The sequence below is a fragment of the Pseudoalteromonas sp. CH_XMU1449-3 genome (assembly GCF_037027245.1).
Lineage (GTDB): Bacteria > Pseudomonadota > Gammaproteobacteria > Enterobacterales > Alteromonadaceae > Pseudoalteromonas > Pseudoalteromonas shioyasakiensis.
In genome coordinates, this window is the sequence record NZ_JAYMDY010000002.1 from 428,604 (window position 1) to 448,155 (window position 19,552).

Genomic DNA, 19,552 nt, shown 5'->3' on the forward strand with positions numbered 1-19,552 from the left:
CTCGCATTAACGCACCACAAACAACTCGTGATGCGCGCCACTGCAAGCCCCACAGCCGAAACTGCGGGTGGCCTTATTAGATCTCCGAACTACGCTGCGTTGATTGCCATTGTTTTTCCATGGCAACATCTGCAGTTGATGCCGATAACACAGGCTTACCTAAAATGTGGTCCGCCGCTTTTTCTGCCACCATAATGGTAGGCGCATTTAAATTACCGTTTGGAACGGTTGGGAAAATAGATGAATCTACAACCCGTAAACCTTCGATACCGTGTACTTGAGTTTGCGAGTTAACCACGGCCATCTCGTCTTCACCCATCTTGCACGAACATGACGGATGGTAAGCACTCTCAACCGCTTGACGAACAAACGCATCGATTTCTTCATCGCTTTGAATATCTTTACCGGGTTGAATTTCACCATCGCGATACTCATCAAACGCACTTTGCTCAATAATCTCGCGAGTTAGACGTACGCAAGCTCTAAAGCCTTCAATGTCATCTTGATGCTGTAAGTAGTTAAATTGGATCTTAGGCGCAACCTGTGGATCCGCCGACTTAATCGTTACTGCACCACGGCTTTTTGGTTTGTTATGCCCAACATGAACTTGGAAACCATGACCATCAAAGGCACTCTTACCGTCATAACGAATGGCTGCTGGTAAAAAGTGATACTGAATATCTGGCCATTCAACACCCGGTTTTGAACGAATAAATGCACATGATTCAAAATGGTTCGTCGCCCCTAAACCTGAGCGGTTTAATAGCCAACGAGCACCAATTAGCCCTTTTGAAACAAGGCCTAATTTGCCGTTTAAAGTAATTGGTTGCTTACACTTATATTGGAAGTAAAACTCCAAGTGGTCTTGTAAGTTTTGGCCAACACCTGGTAAGTGGTGTTTAACCTCAACACCCGCTTCGCTCAGGATGTCTTTATCACCAATACCTGATAATTGCAGAATATGCGGTGAGCCAATTGGGCCCGCACTTAAAATAACGTCTTTTGCTGCAAATGCTTGCTGCTTAGAGCCAGATACTGAATACTCAACACCCACGGCTTTTTTGCCTTCTAGCAGAACTTTTTCAGCTAAGGCACCAGTGACTAGCGTTAAGTTTTTACGTGACTTAACTGGGTCTAAATACTCACGGCTAGCAGAGCTTCTTACGCCATCTTTAACCGTCATATGCATTGGCCCAAAACCTTCTTGCTGGGCTGCATTGTAGTCATCAGTTTGCGCATAACCTGCTTGTTGGCCCGCTTTGATAAAGGCTTTATAAAGCGGATTAGCCATTTCATTACCGTTATTAACCCCTAATGGGCCGTTATCGCCACGGTAACTGTTACCACCTAAGTAAAATGATTCCGCACGTTTAAAGTACGGTAAACATGCTTGGTAATCCCAACCATTAGCGCCGTGTTGCTGCCATTCATCAAAATCTTTGGCATGACCACGTACATAGACCATGCCGTTAATCGATGATGAGCCACCTAACACCTTACCTCGTGGGCAGTGCATTTGACGGTTATCTAAATATGGCTCTGGCTCGGTATGAAATTGCCATGCATATTTGTCAGTATTCATTGGGATTGATAGCGCGGTAGGCATCTTTATAAAAATGCTTTTATCGCTACCACCCGTTTCAAGTAATAACACCTTATTAGAAGGGTCTGCTGATAGTCGGTTTGCCAACACGCAGCCTGCTGAGCCAGCACCGACTATGATGTAATCATAGTTCTGTGTACTCATTAAAATGGACTCTCTATATTGCTCATACCCACATAAATCGATTTAGTTTGGGTATAGTGATCTAAAGTTTCGATACCGTTTTCACGGCCGATACCTGATTGCTTGTAACCACCTACGGGCATTTCTGCAGGTGAATTACCATAGCTGTTTATCCAACAAATACCGGCTTGTAACTGGTGGATCACGCGGTGTGCACGCTGAATATCTTTAGTGAACACGCCTGCGGCTAAGCCAAGGTGGGTATCGTTTGCACGCTGAATAACGTCATCTTCATCATCAAACACCAACACGCTCATTACCGGGCCAAAGATCTCTTCTTTAACTATGGTCATGTCGTCTTTACAGTCGACAAAAACGGTCGGTTCCACAAAGTAGCCGTTTGGAGCAGATGCTGGTGATAGTGCCTTACCGCCGGTTAATAAGGTTGCGCCTTCTTGAATACCTTTATCGATATAGCCAAGTACAAGCTCTTGATGCTTTTTAGAGATAAGCGCCCCTAAATTCACCTCAGGATCCATTGGGTCGCCAGCAATAATATTTTGCTCAGTGCGTGTTTTCAGCTCATCAATAAACTGCTGATAAACATTTTTATGCACATAAATGCGCGTACAGTTAGTGCAGATTTCGCCTTGCGTATAAAAATTACCTAGCATTGCCGCACTAACAGCTTGTGATACATCGGCATCATCAAATACTAATAACGGTGACTTACCACCAAGCTCCATGGTCACATCTTTAAGTGAACCAGCAGCGCTTGCCATTACTTTTTTGCCTGTGCCTACTTCACCAGTGAAAGACACTTTTTCAATATTTGGGTTTGCTGTTAACCATTGCCCTACTTCAGCAGCGCCTTGCACGACGTTGAATACGCCAGCAGGTACACCCGCTTCGATGAAAATCTCTGCAAGTTTAATTGCACCAAGTGGTGTTTCTTCTGAAGGTTTAAAAATAACCGCATTACCCGCAGCCAGTGCTGGGCCTGATTTCCAACAAGCAATTTGTAGTGGGTAGTTCCATGCACCAATACCGGCACAGATACCTAAAGGCTCTTTACGAGTGTAGTAAAAATCATTGCCAACCATTTGTTGCTGACCCACTTGTGCAGGAGCAAGACCAGCAAAATATTCGATAACATCGGCGCCAGTTTCAACATCGACACACTCGGCTTCTTGCCAAGGCTTACCCGTATCAAGTACTTCTACTTTTGCCAGTTCATCGTTACGTTCGCGTAAGATTGCCACGGCTTTTAATAAAATACGGCTACGCTCAATTGGCGTCATTGCAGACCATGCTGCAAACCCTTGTTTTGCGCTTTCGATTGCCGCGTTTTGAATAAACTCATCAGCGATTTCAACGTGATAAATCACTTCATCCGTTGCAGGGTTCTTAACTGCAAAGGTATCGCCAGATTGATTCTTTAAAAAATGGCCATTAATAAAATTTTCGTAAACAGGTGTGGTCATTTTAGGCTCCATACTGTTTTATCAGTGAACGAATGTAGTCTTTGGCTAATCGCTCACAATTTTCGAATTGATCTTGGTCTGACTTACTTAATACGGCTCTTAGCCATAAACCATCGATCATGGCTGCACTTAGCTCAGCAGCTAAATTGGCATCGCTATCGCTCATTAACTGTTTGAATGAGCTTAATAAGTTACTAAATAAACGTTTACTATTTACGTTTTGTAAGCGATGCAACTGGGCGTCGTGCATTGAATGCGCCCAAAAGCTCAACCAAGTTTTGGTGTTGTTGCTTTGCTGCTGAATACGCGAAAAGTTTGCTTCAACGATAAACATTAATCGTTGCTCTGGACTAGTTTGTGGCGTTACTTGATTCAAAAGTGCTTGCTTTAAGCTGGTCAATAAATAACGCACAGTGGCTTCAATTAAGCCCTGCTTACCACCAAAATAATGACTGATAATGCCAGACGATAAGCCCGCCTTTTTACTAATGCTATTTATGGTGGTGCCTTGCAAACCAAGCTCTGCAACCGACTCTATTGTGGCGTCAATTAACTGCTGACGACGAACAGGTTCCATTCCAACTTTCGGCATAATTTTTTATTGATTGAACGTTCAATTAAAATAAAGGTTAAGGTAATGAGCATGGCAATTCAAGGTTGACAAATTGTAAACAACCGCAAAGCTACACTCGTAAGTTAAGCTAACCCACTGTTCTTACGTTTATTATCCGAAATATAAAAAAGTTTTAAATTTATTCAAAATAAAGCCTAAAAAGTATGAATTTAAGCTAAAATGCGGAAAAAAGAGAAAATTTATTGCAGGCGTATTTTTAATAAAAAAGCGCTTATAAAAGCGCTTATAAAAGCGCTTATAAAAGCGCTTATACTAGGCTAAAAGTTAAGCTAAGCTCATTCGTGGTATTTACGAATAACCGCTATCTTGCCATCTTCTATTTCGAGTACATCCATAATGGTTTGCGTGTATTCAATTTCTTGCTGGTTTTGTGGGTGTATACCTTTAGCGTGATGGGTATAACGCAAAGCAATGGCAGAATCATTAAAAATAAAGGTATCGAGTAAGTTTGCTTGATATTCAGTGTGCGCCCCAAGGTAAAAAGTCATGCCTTTACGCATCATGGCTTTACCATCTGGTTCTCTTGAATCATCGGTTTGATAAGGTAAGTGTTGATTTGCTACATCGTCAGTTAATAAAGCTAAAAAGGCTTCTAACTCTTTGTTGGTGGCATTGGGTGCTTGTGTTGCAACCATGGTATTAAAGTACTGCTGTGCTAATGCTGTGAGCTCTGGGTTAACTTGCTTTGCTTGGCTGCTAAATGTGCTTAACAGGCAAATAGCTAGAAAATAAAGGTGCTTCATCGTTATTCCTTGTGGTTTTAGTTATTGACTAATAATCAAACTACGCACCTAAAATAACGACAAAGCATCGAACTATCAACAATTTAGTTTTAAGCTGTTTGTGCCTTTGGGATCTCGCGTTTATCTAAATAGCCGCTGTATCGTGTTGCAATTAACGCCGCTAAACTGATGATAGCGCCAATCCAAGCAGTGTCTTGCAATGAGTAGTTTTCAACGACAACGCCACCTAACACTGAGCCCAGCGCAATCCCGATATTAAACGCTGCAATGTTTAACCCTGATGCCACATCGACGGCATTGGGTGCGAACTTTTCGGCAAGTTTAACCACATAGACTTGCAGCCCAGGCACATTACCAAACGCAAATGCCCCCCATACAAGTATGGTCAGTACCGCAGCGACTTTAGATTGCATGGTAAAGGTCAGCACCAACAGCACAATACTCAAAGCACTAAAGATAATTGTCAGCGCACTAATGGGGCCTTTTTTATCGGCTAACTTACCGCCGTAGATGTTACCAACAGCAACCGATACCCCATATACCAGCATGATTAAGCTAATAGTGGCTGATGCAAATCCAGTTTGCTGCTCTAAAATGGGCGCTAAATAGGTAAAAGCAGTAAATGTGCCGCCATAACCAAGTATGGTCATCAAGTACACCAGTAAAAGCCTAGGTTGCACCATTACTTTTAGCTGCTCACTCAAAGTCGCCGGTTTACTTTGCTTTAAGTTGCTCGGAATTAAAAACGCGCTACCAACCAGTGCAATTAAGCCCAGTAAAGACACCACTAAAAAGGTCGCTCGCCAACCAAAGTGCTGACCAATCCAAGTCCCTAATGGCACTCCGGTTACCAATGCAACCGTTAAACCTGTAAACATAATCGCAATAGCACTGGCTTCTTTATCTTTACTGACAAGCCCTGTTGCGATGGTTGAACCAATTGAGAAAAACACCCCATGGGCAAGGCCAGTTAGAATCCTTGCTGTGATCAAACTGCCATAACTAGGTGCTTGCCAAGCAAGTAAATTACCGATTACAAATAGGCTCATTAAACTAAGTAATACATGTTTTCGATTCCATCGCCCTGTTAGCGCAGTTAATACTGGCGCCCCCACCGCAACACCCAAAGCATACAAGCTTACAAGTAGCCCGGCACTCGGTAACGAAACCGCTAAATCTTCAGCGATGGTTGGTACTAAGCCGACAATCACAAACTCAGTGGTGCCTATGGCAAACGCACTGAGAGTTAACGCAAGTAATGCTATTGGCATCACATATCCTCTGTTTAATTTTGAAAGTGCGGCTATTGTGGCTAAAATTAAATTTGCAAAAAATAGCAGTAGTGACAAAATACTTTTGTCAAAAATGAAAAGGTAAAACCATGAGCGTGATCTCCAACACCCAAGATTTAGAAGCATTTATTAGCGTGGTTGATACCGGCGGGTTCTCAAGTGCAGCCAATGCTCTCGATGAGCAAGTAGCAAAAATATCACGGGCGGTAACTCGGCTCGAAAAATCCTTAGACGTCACTTTATTTAACCGCACCACAAGGCGCATTGAGCTAACCGAAGAAGGTCAGTTATTTTTGGGCTATGCTAGAGAAGCACTCAGCCAGCTTGCACAAGGCGAAGAGGCCTTAAAGCTTCTGCACTGCGCCCCATCAGGAAAATTAAGAGTGGATGCCGCAAGTCCTTTTGTGTTTCACCAATTAGCACCACACTTAAAAGCCTTTAACCAAACTTATCCTGATATAAAACTCGAGATCACCAGCCACGACAACATTATCGATTTACTTGAGCATAAAACCGATATTGCTATTCGTATTGGCGAACTCGCTGACTCAAACTTGCATGCGCGCACTTTGGGAGTTAGCAAACTACAGCTCGTTGCCAGCCCTGATTATTTAAAAGCGGCGCCACCATTAAATGAGCTAACCGACTTAGCCTCGCACCAGCTTATTGGTTTTACCGATGCGCCACATTTAAACCACTGGCCGCTAACCACGCCGTTAGACCTGAAATTTTCAATCAGTGCATCAAGTGGTGAAACTGTGCGTCAGCTTTGTATTCAAGGTCATGGCATTACCTTGTTGTCGGAATTTATGATCAACGAAGATTTAAAAGCAGGCCGTTTAGTAAAAGTGCTTGAAGGCGAGGTACTGAGCCCTAATCGCCGCGAAAAAGTGCATGCGGTGTATTACCAAAACAGCGGTGTGTCATCACGAGTATTAGCGTTTTTAGACTTTATAGCACCCAGGTTAACGCTTTAATTTTTTGCACTTTTAACAAAAGTGTTTTGTGATTAGTGGCATTAATTTCATAAATGATTTTCGTTATGCTGAAAGCATATTCGCTTTCAAGGAGCCGTAATGAACAAATTATTCGATACCGTACAACTTGCCGGTCATACATTAAAAAACCGCATTGTTATGCCACCGATGACCCGCTCTCGCTCATCACAACCCGGTGATATCGCCAATGAGTTAATGGCCGACTACTATGCCCAGCGTGCCAGCGCCGGCTTAATTATCAGCGAAGGCACACAAATATCAGCCCTAGGTAAGGGTTATGCTTGGACACCGGGTATTTACACTGCCGAGCAAATTGCAGGTTGGAAGAAAGTAACCGACAAAGTTCATCAAGCTGGTGGCATTATGTTTGCTCAGCTTTGGCATGTTGGCCGAGTATCTCACCCAAGTAACACAGGTGGCGAGCAACCAATCGCGCCATCTGCGATTGCAGCTAAAGACGTTAAAGTTTTTATTGATGAAGATGACAAACCCGACTTTGTTGCCACAGCACAGCCACGTGCAATGAGTCATGACGACATCAAACAGGTTATAAACGAATACCGCCAAGCTGCCCGTAATGCAGTTGATGCAGGGTTTGATGGTGTTGAACTTCACGCTGCTAATGGTTACTTAATTAATCAATTTATTGATTCAGAGTCGAACCAACGTACTGATGAATACGGCGGCAGTTTAGAAAACCGCTTACGCTTTTTACAACAAGTGACACAAGCGGTATGTGATGAAATTGGCGCTGAGCGTGTTGGCGTGCGCCTTGCTCCACTCACAACCCTCAATGGGACTGTTGATGATAACCCGTTTGAAACCTATATTGGCGCAGCGAAAGTACTCAATGAACTCAACGTTGCTTACCTGCATATTGCCGAAGCTGATTGGGATGATGCGCCATTAATGGAGCAAAGTTTTAAACAAGCACTGCGTGAAAACTATGCCGGGTTAATGATTTATGCAGGCAAATACACTGGCGAGAAAGCAGAGCAAGCATTAGCCGCAGGCTGGGCTGATTTAATAGGTTTTGGTCGCCCGTTTGTTGCAAACCCAGATCTGCCAGCGCGCATTGAACAAGGCATTGAACTGGCTCAGCATGATCCAGATACCTTATTTGGAGGCGGTGCTAAAGGCTACACTGACTACCCTTTAGCAACGCAGTAACGCGCTAAAAAAGGTGGCTCGTCAACCAAAAGCTCAATACAATAAAGCTGATGTTGGCGAGCGCTCTTAACCACCAAGGAGCAGAGCTAAACTGGAGTTGGCTGTACTTGCTTACTAATACCAACACGCCCATCACAGTAAACCAAGGAGTAAAAAAGAATAGTGGCTTTAACTTCACTAAACTCACCGCTAAATCGTGCAGCGCCCCACTGACAGCAAAAGTCACAACAAGGGCACACCAAGCCGGCAAAATGTCATTGCAAGGCTTCATTACATACCGAGATAAATAATAGCTCCACACCGGATTCCAATATCGCCAAAACAGATAAAACGAACTCGCACCCAGCGAGCGTGTCAGCATATTGCGCAACGAATCTTTATGCCCAAGGGGCACACCTGTGCGTTTTTTAACGTATTGAGCAAGGGTAATAGCTGCAGACACCGACTTTCTCTTTTTTACTAATGACTAATTCAGACTACTAAACAACCAACAAAAGAGAAACCAAAACAAGGCCAGAAATTGTAACGGTTTATTTTATTCGTATTGGTTTTGCGCAGATAGATAACTAGTAATCACCCATTACTTCTGCTATCAACAATAGAGGGACACCAATGAAAACTTCATTATCATTGATTTGCTACTGAGTGGAACATTGAAAGTGTACCCTAATGGAGTATACTATGATTTATAAAACAAAGGATTTTGTTTCGCGCACGAAAAAAGAAAGTCTGTCTGATGCTGATTTAATAAACGCTTGCAAAGAGATGTCAGCAGGCCTTTATGATGCAGACCTAGGTGGTAATGTCTATAAAAAGCGCGTAGCCATGGGCAGTAAAGGAAAAAGAGCTGGTTATAGAACTATTGTCGGGGCGGTAATTGGTGATAAATATTTCTTTCTCTATGTGTTTGCTAAAAACGCTAGAGCTAATATAAACGCTAAAGAAAAATTAGCATTAAGAGAGTTAGCAAAAGAGTTTATTCGATTTTCCCAAAGTGAACTTGAACAACTAGTCGATGATGGCGAACTTTTAATTGTAGGTGATGATCATGAGTGACATATTAAAGTCAGTTCACAAAACAGCGAGTGGATTAAAAAAGTCAGGAGTTATAGACAAAACGACGATGCGTAAATTTGACGCATTGTGCCTTACAAGTGTTCATGAATTTACCCCCGAACAAGTTCGTAATTTAAGACTGAAATACAATCTCTCACAACCGGTTTTTGCTCAATACTTAAATGTCAGTGACAAGTTAGTTAAAAAATGGGAGCAAGGTGATAGCTCACCAAGAGGAGCAGCATTGAAAATGCTCACTCTGGCAGAGCAAAAAGGGTTAGAAGTAATCGCTTAAGCCTAATCCAAAGCGCTGTAAAACTCACTTCATTAAAATCACATCTTACTTTTTACTTTATTAGTCGCTTGGCTGGTGGCGGGGTCGTCTGGCCAAAAATGTTTTGGATAACGCCCTTTCATTTCTTTTTGCACATCGCGGTAACTTGTTTGCCAAAAATTAGCTAAATCTTGAGTTAGCTGTAGTGGTCGCCGCGCTGGTGATAATAGCTCCATTAATAATGGTAGTTTACCTTGGGCTAGCAAAGGCGTGCTGGTCATGCCATACACTTCTTGCATGCGCACACTGAGCTTCGCAGGGCCATCGAGCTGATAGGTCACTTTTACATTTGAACCACTTGGCACCGTTAATCGCAAGGGGAGCAATTCATTCAATAAACTTTGCTGCTGCCAATCAAAACAGCTTTTAATCGCTTCGCTGTAATTGAACTTTTTTAATTGCTCAAGGTTTTTAATATCATCCAAATAAGGTGCAAGCCATTGGCTATCGGCAATTAATTCATCGTGATTTAAAAGCGGGAATGACTCTGGTAACAGCTTACTTGCCAAGCTCATTCGAATAAGTAACTGCTCACTGTCGGGTTGTTCATTAAATAACGAAAAGCCCTGCTTACTAAATAAGTTTAACCAGGCTTTGGTTCGCTCGTTTTTATCTAGTGGCTGTTTACTTGGCTGACTCGCTATTGTGATAGCACCGAGCTTGAGCTCATCTTGATGAATAAAACGCCCTGCTTTTTCATCGTATTCGCAGCGAGTTTGCTCAGTAAATAAATGCGAAAGCTCATCTTCAAGCTCACTTGGCATAAAGGCAACAGCAGCAAAAACACGGTTTCCCTTATGGCCGCCCATATGCGCAATGGCAATATAGTCATCGTTATGCCAAAACTCCTCACTTAAATCAGCGCCCGCACCATTGGCAAGTAAATAACCATTACCGCGTTTTTTGGCTAAACGGTCAGGAAAGGCAAGTGCCACCAGCAGCGACAAATACTCTGTTTTAAGCTCATTAACCGGCTTGAGTTGTAAGCGCGATAGCCAATAATTTAATTGCTGCTTAAATACTGGGTGCGGTTTGCTGTGCTGACTATGCAATGCCAAATTAAGATCAGCTGGCATACTAATGCGGCTTTCAAGCAGTGCAGTTAAATACCCCGCTAATACATAAATACCAGACATGTGCTGCTCTAGTTGCTTTGCCTTAATGAGCATATGCGAGAGGCGAATATCGGCTCCATAGCTCAGCATTTGGCTGCCAAGGGGTGTCAGCTTTTCATTTTCATCAATGGCTTCGAGCATTTTTAAAAGTGCCGTTGCCTGTTTAATCTGCTGACTACTAGGTGGGTCGAGTAAGCTAAGCTCAGCAAGTGATGCCCCCCACTGCTTTGCCTCTAATAACAACTGACTAATATCACTGGTCAGAATTTCTGGCGCATCATGGCTATTACGGCGCTCAAAAGTTTGTTTAGAGCCTAATCGATACACAACCCCCGGCTCAATTCGCCCAGCACGACCAGCGCGCTGTATGGCAGAAGAACGAGAAATACTTTGCGTAACAAGCTCTGTAACACCGGTTTTTAAATTGAAATTGGCAGCACGGCGTTTGCCGCTATCAACCACAATGCGTATTCCTTCAATGGTCAAACTGGTTTCAGCGACATTGGTGGTTAATACCACTTTGCGTTTGCCATTTTTAGCAGGCGCGATAGCAGCTTGTTGCTCGTTTTTATTTTGCTCACCATACAAGCTAAATACTTCAACGCTATCACCTAAATCATTTAAAGACTGCTGAACGCGCATGATTTCACGCTGCCCCGGCAAGAATACTAAAGCACTGCCCGCTTGCTCACTAAGCGCCTGTTTTATTACTGCAGGTATGTCATCGAGCCAACGGCTTTCGTCTTTAAGTGGAATATACACTTCATCAATAGGGTAGCTTCGTCCTTGTGATGAAATAATAGGACAGCTGAAAAACTCACTGTAACGATCGCCGTCTAAGGTTGCCGACATCAGTAAGATTTTTAAATCATCGCGAAGTGCCGCCTGTGTTTCGAGGGCAAATGCCAAAGCCGTATCTGCGGCAATTGAGCGCTCATGAAATTCATCAAAAATAAGTAAGTCTACATCACTAAGCTCTGGGTCATTTTGCAACATACGTGTCAGCATGCCTTCAGTGACAATTTCGAGTTTAGTTGCAGAACTTACTTTTGATTCACCACGAATGCGTAAGCCGACACTGTCACCGACTTTTTCATTCTGCTGACTTGCCAAATACTGGGCAATATTGCGTGCGGCCAGTCGTCTTGGCTCTAACATAACAATGCGTTTAAAGTGCCCTTCGCGCATTAAAGTAAGAGGCAGCCATGTTGATTTACCCCCTCCCGGTGGCGCTTGCAATAAGGCCATTGGGTTACTCTGTAATGTGGTTAACAGGGATTGATAAATATCTTGAACTGGCAGCACGTTAGGTATCTCTTACTTTCTTTTCACGCATTGTATCAAAAAACTAAAAATTGCGATGGCTATAGGCTTATTTTCTATCTCGGGCTTTAGAAGTGAAAACATTGCATTCTGCCAGTTTAGACTTATTCTTGATTAAACGACCAAACAAAAATCAGAATAAGGAATTAACTTGTTCAGGATTTACACCCGCATTTTAATCACCTTGCTACTTTTAGTTTTCCCGTTTCAAAAAGCATTTAGTCAGCAAAAAATTACGGTTGCACTTGGCAATACACTACCCCCTTGGGTGATGGTTGAAGACAACACAGGCATTATTCCTGACTTACTTCGTGCAACACTCGGTGTTCACGGTTATCAAATACACTTTGTCTACGTTCCCTATGCAAGGCGGATCCCTTTGTATACTGAGAACTTAGTTGATGTTGTGTCTGATATTAATGAAAAAGTTATCGAAACCCATCAAATGAGCGGTTATTTTTCAGATATTGCTTACAGCTACGAGAACTTTGCTTTTAGTCTGGCCAAGCAAAATCTGCAGCTTAGCTCTATTGCACAATTAAAACACTTTAGTGTTCTTTCATGGCAAGGTGCAAAAGAATTACTCTCACCAGAATATCAAGCAATGGCCAGAGAAAACCCACAATACGCAGAAACCTATGATCAGCTTGCACAAGTACAGCTTTTGTATCGAGAGCGCTACGAAGTGATCCAGATGGACGGTAAAATTTTTGATTATTATCGAGCGTTAATTAATATCAATGACGAAATTGATGTCTCTAAACCTGTGCAACGATTTGCGTTATTTGGCAAAAACCCCAGTGGCTTTTTATTTCGAGACGAAGCCTTAAGAGACCTGTTTAACGAGAACTTGCGTAAACTAAAATCAACTGAAGAATACACGCGGATAATCAATCGCTATACCTCTAAGAGCCACTAAGTATCTAAAAACTAGCGCAACAGAAAATATTACAGGCTGATTCTAAAAACTACGTAGTAATTGCAAACTTTTAAATTCCACTAACTATATGTGAAAGAATAAAACAACTATAAATCAATCAGTTAATAAATTTCATCAAATTGGTACAGCGATTGCTCTTACTAAGATGAATGTTTAACAAAGTAAGGAGATTATGATGAACAGCGATCGTTTAGAAGGCAACTGGAAAGAGCTGAAAGGTAAAGCACAACGTAAATGGGGTGACCTTACCGATGATGATTTAGATAAAATTGAAGGTAGCCGTAAAGAGCTGGTTGGTAAACTTCAGCAAAAATACGGTAAATCTAAGGAAGAAGCTGAGCGTGAAGTCAGCGACTTTGAAAAAAGCCATTAAATTGAGCAATCAATAAAGCCGCTAATTGCGGCTTTATTTATCAAGCAGGCTCATGCTTTGCTAAATCGACTTCAGCAACCGTTTGATTTTTACCTTGCGATTTAGCGCGGTAAAGCCGTTTATCGGCAATGTTCAAACAGTGATCCACGCTCTCATCAGCAACGCGCACGTACAAGCCAATACTTAAGGTAACATGAAAACGATGCTGGCCGCTCGTAAATGGCTTATCAGCGAGCTTCTTATGGATTTTTTCAGCGACTTTTCTAGCTCTAAGCTCATGCCCTGTTGGGATCACAATTAGAAACTCTTCGCCTCCCCAACGGGAAATAACATCTTCTTCTGTGCACACTTCTTTAAAGACATCAGCGAAAAATATTAGCACCTCATCGCCCACTTGATGACCGTAGGTATCGTTGATTTGTTTAAAGTTATCAACATCCATCAGCAAGAACACAGCCCCTTCGCCAAAGCGCTTATCTTGCAAGCATTCAGTTGCGTAGCGACGGTTAGCGAGTTCAGTCATCGCATCAGTACGTGCAAGCTTTTGATTAAGCTTAAGTTGTTCCATTAACTGCAAACTGTATTTATTGCGGTAATATTCGTAGAAGCCAGCCAAAATACATAAAATCGAGAAACACAGCATGACACGTGTAGGAAAGTAGTGACTCGGATAACTGTAATAACCAAATTGATCGGTAAAATAGAAAAGCACCGAGATAATACTGGCAAGCAAGATAAGATCGAACGCTCCGCGCTTTAAGCCACGAATAAAAAACGTCACGGGGGATACGATAAACAACCACAATGGCCCCGTGCCATTGCTCCCCCCAGAGACAATTAAAAAACACATCATCGAATAGAGGGCGTACAGCATAAGTACTGCGATGGTTTCGTCACGATTTTTAATGACAAAAGGGGAGGCAAACACAAAGCCGCCAATAATCAATAAATAGCTAAGGGCATGGTAACCATCTTGATAGCTGGTGATCGCCATTAAAAACGAGGTAATCGAACCAATAAATGCAAAAACACGTAAAAATCGCGCTTTATCTTTGTCACTTGCATTCACTGTATCAATCACAATTTCACCTTAGATTTCTTGATCAATCTCAACAATACCAATCCGCAATAATACTTAATCATTTTGAGGGATTAAACCTGTCGCTACCTGCGTTAAAAATTTCTGATTTAGAACAACTAAATAACGAAATTTTTGCCTTGTTATCAACGAGGTTTTATTGCCTCAAAATAGACCACTTTATTAAGCGAATTGGTATAACTTTAACACAAATATTTAAAATAGAAGGAATTTGCCAGTATTAAAACAATTAAAAAGAATAAAGTATGATAAAAAATGAGCATAAAAAACGAGCCATTTGGGGGCTCGTTTTTAATTTAAACAAAAGCTAATAACTAAAGGTTATTATTCTGGTTCATAGCCCAAATTAGGCGACAACCAACGCTCGGCTTCTGCAAGAGTCATGTTGGTACGCTTAGCGTAATCTTCTACCTGATCTTTTTGAATTTGCGCCACTGCGTAGTACTTAGCTTCAGGGTGAGAGAAATACCAACCAGAAACCGCCGCACCCGGCCACATTGCGTATGAACTTGTTAGCTTCATGCCAATACGCTGCTCGGTATCAAGTAACTGCCAGATTTTCTTCTTCTCTGTATGTTCAGGACAAGCAGGATAACCTGGCGCTGGGCGAATACCTTGGTAGTTTTCACGAATAAGTTCATCGTTCGATAGATTTTCATCTACCGCATAGCCCCAATACTCTTTACGCACTTGCTCATGCAAGTACTCAGCAAACGCCTCAGCTAAACGGTCTGCAACGGCTTTAACCATAATCTTATTATAATCATCTTGCTTAGCATCAAAGGCATCGGCAAGGTCGTCTTCTTCAAGACCACCAGTAACCGCAAAAGCACCAAAGTAATCAGGAGTGCCTTTTGGCGCAATATAATCAGCTAAACAGTAGTTAGCAAAGTCGGTTTTTTCCGTTTGCTGACGTAAATGACACGATGTAGTTAAAAGCGTTGTACGCGACTCATCGGTGTAAATCTCAATGTCATCCCCTACTCGGTTTGCAGGGAATAAGCCAATGACACCTAGAGGTTGTAGCGCACCTGATTGCTCAAGCTCATCAAGCATTGCATTAGCATCTGCGAATAAGCTTTTAGCCTGTTCACCTACAATTTCATCTTCAAGAATACGTGGATACTTACCAGCGATTGACCACGTCATGAAATAAGGAGTCCAGTCGATGTACTGTCTTAACGTCGCAATCGAAACATCTTTAAACTCAGTCACACCCAGCTTTTTCGGCACAGGTGGTGTGTAGTTGTCCCAATCAAGTTTTACAGCGTTGTCGCGAGCACGCTGTAAAGTAACGGGTTTTGAGCGCGGCTTTTTTCGTGCTTGTTGTTCACGTACTTTTTCATACTCAGCCTTGGTTTTCTCTAAAAATGCCGGCTTTAACTCTTTCGACAGTAAATTAGAAACCACCCCAACAGCGCGGCTGGCATTATTGACGTAAACCACACCTTTATCATACTGAGGTTCAATTTTAACCGCGGTATGCGCTTTAGAGGTTGTTGCACCACCAATTAGTAGCGGCAATTCAAAGCCACGACGGGTCATTTCTTTCGCAACATGCACCATTTCATCAAGCGAAGGGGTAATAAGCCCTGATAAACCAATAATGTCGGCTTTTTCGTCAATGGCGGTTTGCAAGATTTTCTCTGCCGGCACCATCACACCAAGGTCGATAACCTCGTAGTTATTACACTGCAGTACAACGCCTACAATATTCTTACCAATGTCGTGTACGTCGCCCTTAACGGTTGCCATAACCACTTTACCATTGGTTGCGCCCTCTTCTTTTTCGGCTTCAATGAAAGGGTCAAGATAAGCAACGGCGCGTTTCATTACACGAGCAGATTTAACAACCTGAGGTAAGAACATTTTACCTGCACCGAATAAGTCGCCTACTACGTTCATTCCGTCCATCAGCGGACCTTCAATCACTTCGATAGGCTTAGCTTTGCTCTTGCGGCACTCTTCAGTATCTTCGTCAATATACTCGGTAATGCCTTTTACTAACGCATGTTCTAGGCGCTTTTCAACAGGCCAAGTACGCCACTCTAAATCTTCTACTTTCTCTGCTTGCGCCATACCTGAGTATTTGGGTGCAAGTTCAACAAGTCGCTCACCAGCACCTGGGTCGGTATTGAGGATCACATCTTCTACAGCTTTTCGCAGCTCTTCGGGGATATCATCGTAAACCGCTAATTGACCCGCATTTACAATGCCCATATCCATACCCGCTTTAATCGCGTGGTATAAAAACACTGAGTGAATAGCTTCACGAACTGGGTTATTACCACGGAACGAGAACGACACATTCGATACACCGCCCGACACTTTACAGTGCGGTAAGCCTTGCTTAATTCGGCGCGTACCTTCGATAAACTCAACAGCGTAGTTATCGTGCTCTTCAATACCCGTTGCGACGGCAAAAATGTTCGGGTCAAAAATAATGTCTTCTGGCGGAAAGCCAATATCATCAACGAGTATTTTGTAACTACGCTGACAAATCTCGAACTTACGATCAGCGGTTTCAGCTTGCCCGGTTTCATCAAATGCCATTACAACCGCAGCAGCGCCAAAGCGTTTAATTAGCTTAGCTTGGCGAATAAATGGCTCTTCACCTTCTTTAAGTGAAATTGAGTTAACAATGGCCTTACCTTGAATACACTTTAAGCCTGCTTCAATCACTTCCCATTTAGATGAGTCGACCATGATAGGTACTTTTGAGATATCAGGCTCTGAGGCAATTAAGTTTAAAAACTTTACCATCGCCGCTTTCGAGTCCAACATGGCTTCATCCATATTGATATCAATCACTTGCGCGCCATTTTCAACTTGTTCACGGGCAACATCGAGAGCGGTCTCGTAATCTTCTTCCATGATCAAGCGCTTAAACTTAGCCGAGCCTGTTACATTGGTACGCTCACCGACGTTAGTAAATACAGCAATTTGGTCAGTCATGTCGGTTTCCTAGTTTAAGTTACACGCTTCAAGGCCCGATAAGCGCATACGCACTTCAAGCTCAGGTAATTGGCGAGGTTTAACACCCTCAAGGCCTTTCGCAAACGCCTTAATATGAGCCGGTGTGGTGCCGCAACAACCACCTACAATATTGATAAAGCCAGACTTGCCCCAATCAATAATTTCTTGGGCCATTTCAGGAGCTTCTAAATCATATTCGCCAAACTCGTTCGGTAAACCTGCATTTGGATGCACCGAGGTAAAGGTTTCACAAACGCGCGATAACTCTTCAACATACTGGCGCAGTAAGTCTGGACCAAGGGCGCAGTTAAGGCCGATTGATAGCGGTTTAATATGGCGAATTGAGTTATAAAATGCTTCTGTGGTTTGCCCTGATAAAGTACGGCCTGAGGCATCGGTAATGGTGCCTGAGATCATCACAGGTAAACTACGACCAGCTTGTTCGAATGCTTCTTCCACAGCAAACGAAGCCGCTTTTGCATTAAGGGTATCAAAGATGGTTTCTATTAAAATAAGGTCAGCACCACCTTCCATCAGTGCCTGTGTTGACTCAACATACGCCGCCACCAGCTTATCAAAGTTGATATTACGATAACCTGGGTCATTTACATCTGGTGAAATAGAACAGGTCTTTGACGTTGGCCCAAGTACACCGGCTACATAACGCGGTTTGCTAGGATCTTTTGCTTCAAGTTCATCACACACGCTGCGTGCAAGCTTCGCTGACTCGAGGTTGATTTCGCGGCTGAGGCTCGCCATGTCGTAATCTTCCATCGAAATAGTCGTGGCATTAAAGGTATTCGTTTCGATGATATCAGCACCGGCTTCTAAGTAAGCACGGTGAATATCAGCAATGATTTTTGGCTGAGTTAGGCTTAATAAATCGTTATTGCCTTTAATAAGTACATGCCAGTCTTTAAAGCGCTCACCGCGATAATCCTGTTCTTCTAACTTATATTCTTGGATCATGGTGCCCATCGCGCCATCGAGGATTAAAATTCGCTGTTTTAGCGCCTCGGTTAATTGTTCGCGTTTATTCACTGCATTACTCGGCATAGTTGTTAGTCCTTACATCTTGGCTAACTAAGTTAATATCATACGGTGTAGTTTGGTACACATAATAGTTTAACCAATTCGAAAACAATAAAAAGGCATGGCTTTGCCACGTTTTCGACGGTTCGTTGTCTGGGTTATCGTCAGGGAAGTAGTTTTCTGGCTTAGGCGCATCCGCTGATTTTTCTTGGTCACGTAAATACTCCCCTTTTAAGGTATGAGCATCGTACTCTGGATGGCCAGTAATATACACTTGGCTACCTGATTTATTTTTAATTAAGTAGGCACCAACTCGCTCTGATCCGGCTAATACTACCAGCTCTTCGCAGGCATTAATCTTATCGATATCAATATGACCATAACGAGAATGTGGCACTAAAAAGGTATCATCAAAGCCACGCGTCAGCGCTGCATGGTCAAAATAGCTTTTATGAGTAAATACGCCACTGAGTTTGTTTGGTTTCAGATCACGTTTGAGACCATAGTGATGATAAAGACCGGCATGGGCCGCCCAACACGAAAACAGCGTAGACGTAACATGCTGCTCTGCCCAATCTAAAATAACTTTTAGTTCGTCCCAGTAAGCAACTTCGTCATACTCTAAATGAGCAAGCGGCGCGCCTGTTATGATCATGGCATCGTAGTTATTGTCTTTTACCTCAGAAAAATAACGATAAAACGTATCCATGTGCTGTTCAGAGTTACTGCTGGTGCGATGGGTATCTAAGCGCAACAGCTCAACATTAACTTGCAGCGGTGAGTTTGCTAACAAGCGAATAAACTGCACTTCGGTTTCAACTTTGTTTGGCATTAAGTTTAAGATGGCCAAACGCATTGGGCGGATTTCTTGCGTTTTAGCACGACTTTTTGGCATTACAAACACGTTTTCTTGACGTAACTTTGCAATGGCAGGCAATTCATCTTTTACTGTAATGGGCATAGCTGGCTCCGAGCATACTTATCTGACTGCTAATTATGAACGGATAGTTAGAAATTTCAACCTCTAGATGTTTAGATGTCCAAATGAATTTTATTTGTTTGAAAGCAAAGCCCATAAAAGCCTGTTTCGTTGACGTATACGCGACAGAGCATCTATACCCAAGCCTCCTCAAGATGCAGAATTCAGCGTTTCACAGGTGCTTAATATCAAGGCGTTACTTTGCAAGAATGGCAGTCCCTTTTAAAAAGTAACAACGATGAGAGTAAGTGCCTGTGAAGCGCCCAAAGGGTTGGTTT

General features: G+C 42.7%; 17 protein-coding genes. 6 read left to right on the forward strand and 11 right to left on the reverse strand.

Annotated features, from left to right (window positions below; all coding sequences use genetic code 11):
- Positions 1 to 76: 76 nt before the first annotated feature.
- From betA to WA256_RS04545, 5 genes are all read right to left on the reverse strand, one after another.
- Entirely contained in the window at positions 77 to 1,747 is a 1,671-nt protein-coding gene (betA, locus tag WA256_RS04525) for a choline dehydrogenase (RefSeq protein ID WP_335989272.1), read from the reverse strand.
- Complete coding sequence (gene betB, locus WA256_RS04530) at positions 1,747 to 3,210, reverse strand: betaine-aldehyde dehydrogenase (RefSeq protein ID WP_274168388.1); 1,464 nt, start codon at positions 3,208 to 3,210, stop codon at positions 1,747 to 1,749. The genes betA and betB overlap by 1 nt, the downstream gene beginning before the upstream one ends.
- A 1-nt stretch (position 3,211) precedes the next feature.
- Complete coding sequence (gene betI, locus WA256_RS04535) at positions 3,212 to 3,802, reverse strand: transcriptional regulator BetI (RefSeq protein ID WP_055020667.1); 591 nt, start codon at positions 3,800 to 3,802, stop codon at positions 3,212 to 3,214.
- A 317-nt stretch (positions 3,803 to 4,119) separates the two neighbouring features.
- Entirely contained in the window at positions 4,120 to 4,587 is a 468-nt protein-coding gene (locus WA256_RS04540) for a nuclear transport factor 2 family protein (RefSeq protein WP_062566732.1), read from the reverse strand.
- Between the two features lie 89 nt (positions 4,588 to 4,676).
- Positions 4,677 to 5,858, reverse strand: coding sequence for an MFS transporter (locus tag WA256_RS04545; protein WP_335989277.1), 1,182 nt, complete (start codon positions 5,856 to 5,858; stop codon positions 4,677 to 4,679).
- Positions 5,859 to 5,968: 110 nt separating this feature from the next.
- Here WA256_RS04545 and WA256_RS04550 point away from each other — a divergent pair, with 110 nt between their 5' ends.
- Together WA256_RS04550 and WA256_RS04555 are read left to right on the forward strand one after the other, a co-directional pair.
- On the forward strand, positions 5,969 to 6,856 hold the full coding sequence (locus tag WA256_RS04550) for a LysR substrate-binding domain-containing protein (protein ID WP_335989279.1): 888 nt from the start codon (positions 5,969 to 5,971) through the stop codon (positions 6,854 to 6,856).
- Positions 6,857 to 6,955: 99 nt separating this feature from the next.
- A complete protein-coding gene (locus tag WA256_RS04555) occupies positions 6,956 to 8,047 on the forward strand; it encodes an alkene reductase (RefSeq protein ID WP_335989281.1) in 1,092 nt (363 codons plus the stop codon).
- A gap of 4 nt (positions 8,048 to 8,051) precedes the next feature.
- Here the strand turns inward: WA256_RS04555 and WA256_RS04560 are convergent, their stop codons facing one another.
- On the reverse strand, positions 8,052 to 8,489 hold the full coding sequence (locus tag WA256_RS04560) for an acyltransferase (RefSeq protein WP_335989283.1): 438 nt from the start codon (positions 8,487 to 8,489) through the stop codon (positions 8,052 to 8,054).
- A 239-nt stretch (positions 8,490 to 8,728) separates the two neighbouring features.
- Here WA256_RS04560 and WA256_RS04565 point away from each other — a divergent pair, with 239 nt between their 5' ends.
- Both WA256_RS04565 and WA256_RS04570 read left to right on the forward strand, forming a co-directional pair.
- Positions 8,729 to 9,103, forward strand: coding sequence for a type II toxin-antitoxin system RelE/ParE family toxin (locus WA256_RS04565; RefSeq protein ID WP_304636995.1), 375 nt, complete (start codon positions 8,729 to 8,731; stop codon positions 9,101 to 9,103).
- Entirely contained in the window at positions 9,096 to 9,398 is a 303-nt protein-coding gene (locus tag WA256_RS04570) for a helix-turn-helix domain-containing protein (protein ID WP_058586485.1), read from the forward strand. The genes WA256_RS04565 and WA256_RS04570 overlap by 8 nt, the downstream gene beginning before the upstream one ends.
- 38 nt (positions 9,399 to 9,436) lie before the next feature.
- On the opposite strand, the gene hrpB is transcribed toward WA256_RS04570, so the two are convergent.
- Entirely contained in the window at positions 9,437 to 11,857 is a 2,421-nt protein-coding gene (gene hrpB / locus WA256_RS04575; RefSeq protein WP_335989288.1) for an ATP-dependent helicase HrpB, read from the reverse strand.
- Positions 11,858 to 12,026: 169 nt separating this feature from the next.
- Between hrpB and WA256_RS04580 the strand changes: the two genes are divergently transcribed.
- Together WA256_RS04580 and WA256_RS04585 are read left to right on the forward strand one after the other, a co-directional pair.
- Complete coding sequence (locus WA256_RS04580; RefSeq protein WP_252949113.1) at positions 12,027 to 12,794, forward strand: substrate-binding periplasmic protein; 768 nt, start codon at positions 12,027 to 12,029, stop codon at positions 12,792 to 12,794.
- Positions 12,795 to 12,990: 196 nt separating this feature from the next.
- On the forward strand, positions 12,991 to 13,188 hold the full coding sequence (locus WA256_RS04585) for a CsbD family protein (protein WP_054562286.1): 198 nt from the start codon (positions 12,991 to 12,993) through the stop codon (positions 13,186 to 13,188).
- A gap of 40 nt (positions 13,189 to 13,228) precedes the next feature.
- On the opposite strand, the gene WA256_RS04590 is transcribed toward WA256_RS04585, so the two are convergent.
- From WA256_RS04590 to WA256_RS04605, 4 genes are all read right to left on the reverse strand, one after another.
- Entirely contained in the window at positions 13,229 to 14,269 is a 1,041-nt protein-coding gene (locus WA256_RS04590; RefSeq protein WP_335989291.1) for a GGDEF domain-containing protein, read from the reverse strand.
- 342 nt (positions 14,270 to 14,611) lie between these two features.
- A complete protein-coding gene (metH, locus tag WA256_RS04595; protein WP_063529560.1) occupies positions 14,612 to 17,242 on the reverse strand; it encodes a methionine synthase in 2,631 nt (876 codons plus the stop codon).
- 9 nt (positions 17,243 to 17,251) lie between these two features.
- Positions 17,252 to 18,319 carry a homocysteine S-methyltransferase family protein gene (locus WA256_RS04600; RefSeq protein ID WP_130166583.1) on the reverse strand — a complete coding sequence of 356 codons (1,068 nt, stop codon included), beginning with the start codon at positions 18,317 to 18,319 and terminating at the stop codon, positions 17,252 to 17,254.
- Entirely contained in the window at positions 18,309 to 19,256 is a 948-nt protein-coding gene (locus tag WA256_RS04605; RefSeq protein ID WP_062566720.1) for a homoserine O-succinyltransferase, read from the reverse strand. The genes WA256_RS04600 and WA256_RS04605 overlap by 11 nt, the downstream gene beginning before the upstream one ends.
- Positions 19,257 to 19,552 lie beyond the last annotated feature (296 nt).

Bases quoted from the DNA above. Each gene is read 5' to 3' on its own strand.
- WA256_RS04605 (WP_062566720.1), bottom strand. From the start codon at position 19,256: ATGCCCATTACAGTAAAAGATGAATTGCCTGCCATTGCAAAGTTACGT.
- WA256_RS04565 (WP_304636995.1), top strand. From the start codon at position 8,729: ATGATTTATAAAACAAAGGATTTTGTTTCGCGCACGAAAAAAGAAAGT.
- metH (WP_063529560.1), bottom strand. From the start codon at position 17,242: ATGACTGACCAAATTGCTGTATTTACTAACGTCGGTGAGCGTACCAAT.
- WA256_RS04540 (WP_062566732.1), bottom strand. From the start codon at position 4,587: ATGAAGCACCTTTATTTTCTAGCTATTTGCCTGTTAAGCACATTTAGC.
- WA256_RS04600 (WP_130166583.1), bottom strand. From the start codon at position 18,319: ATGCCGAGTAATGCAGTGAATAAACGCGAACAATTAACCGAGGCGCTA.
- WA256_RS04550 (WP_335989279.1), top strand. From the start codon at position 5,969: ATGAGCGTGATCTCCAACACCCAAGATTTAGAAGCATTTATTAGCGTG.
- betA (WP_335989272.1), bottom strand. From the start codon at position 1,747: ATGAGTACACAGAACTATGATTACATCATAGTCGGTGCTGGCTCAGCA.
- WA256_RS04585 (WP_054562286.1), top strand. From the start codon at position 12,991: ATGAACAGCGATCGTTTAGAAGGCAACTGGAAAGAGCTGAAAGGTAAA.
- betB (WP_274168388.1), bottom strand. From the start codon at position 3,210: ATGACCACACCTGTTTACGAAAATTTTATTAATGGCCATTTTTTAAAG.
- betI (WP_055020667.1), bottom strand. From the start codon at position 3,802: ATGCCGAAAGTTGGAATGGAACCTGTTCGTCGTCAGCAGTTAATTGAC.
- WA256_RS04570 (WP_058586485.1), top strand. From the start codon at position 9,096: ATGAGTGACATATTAAAGTCAGTTCACAAAACAGCGAGTGGATTAAAA.
- WA256_RS04555 (WP_335989281.1), top strand. From the start codon at position 6,956: ATGAACAAATTATTCGATACCGTACAACTTGCCGGTCATACATTAAAA.
- WA256_RS04545 (WP_335989277.1), bottom strand. From the start codon at position 5,858: ATGCCAATAGCATTACTTGCGTTAACTCTCAGTGCGTTTGCCATAGGC.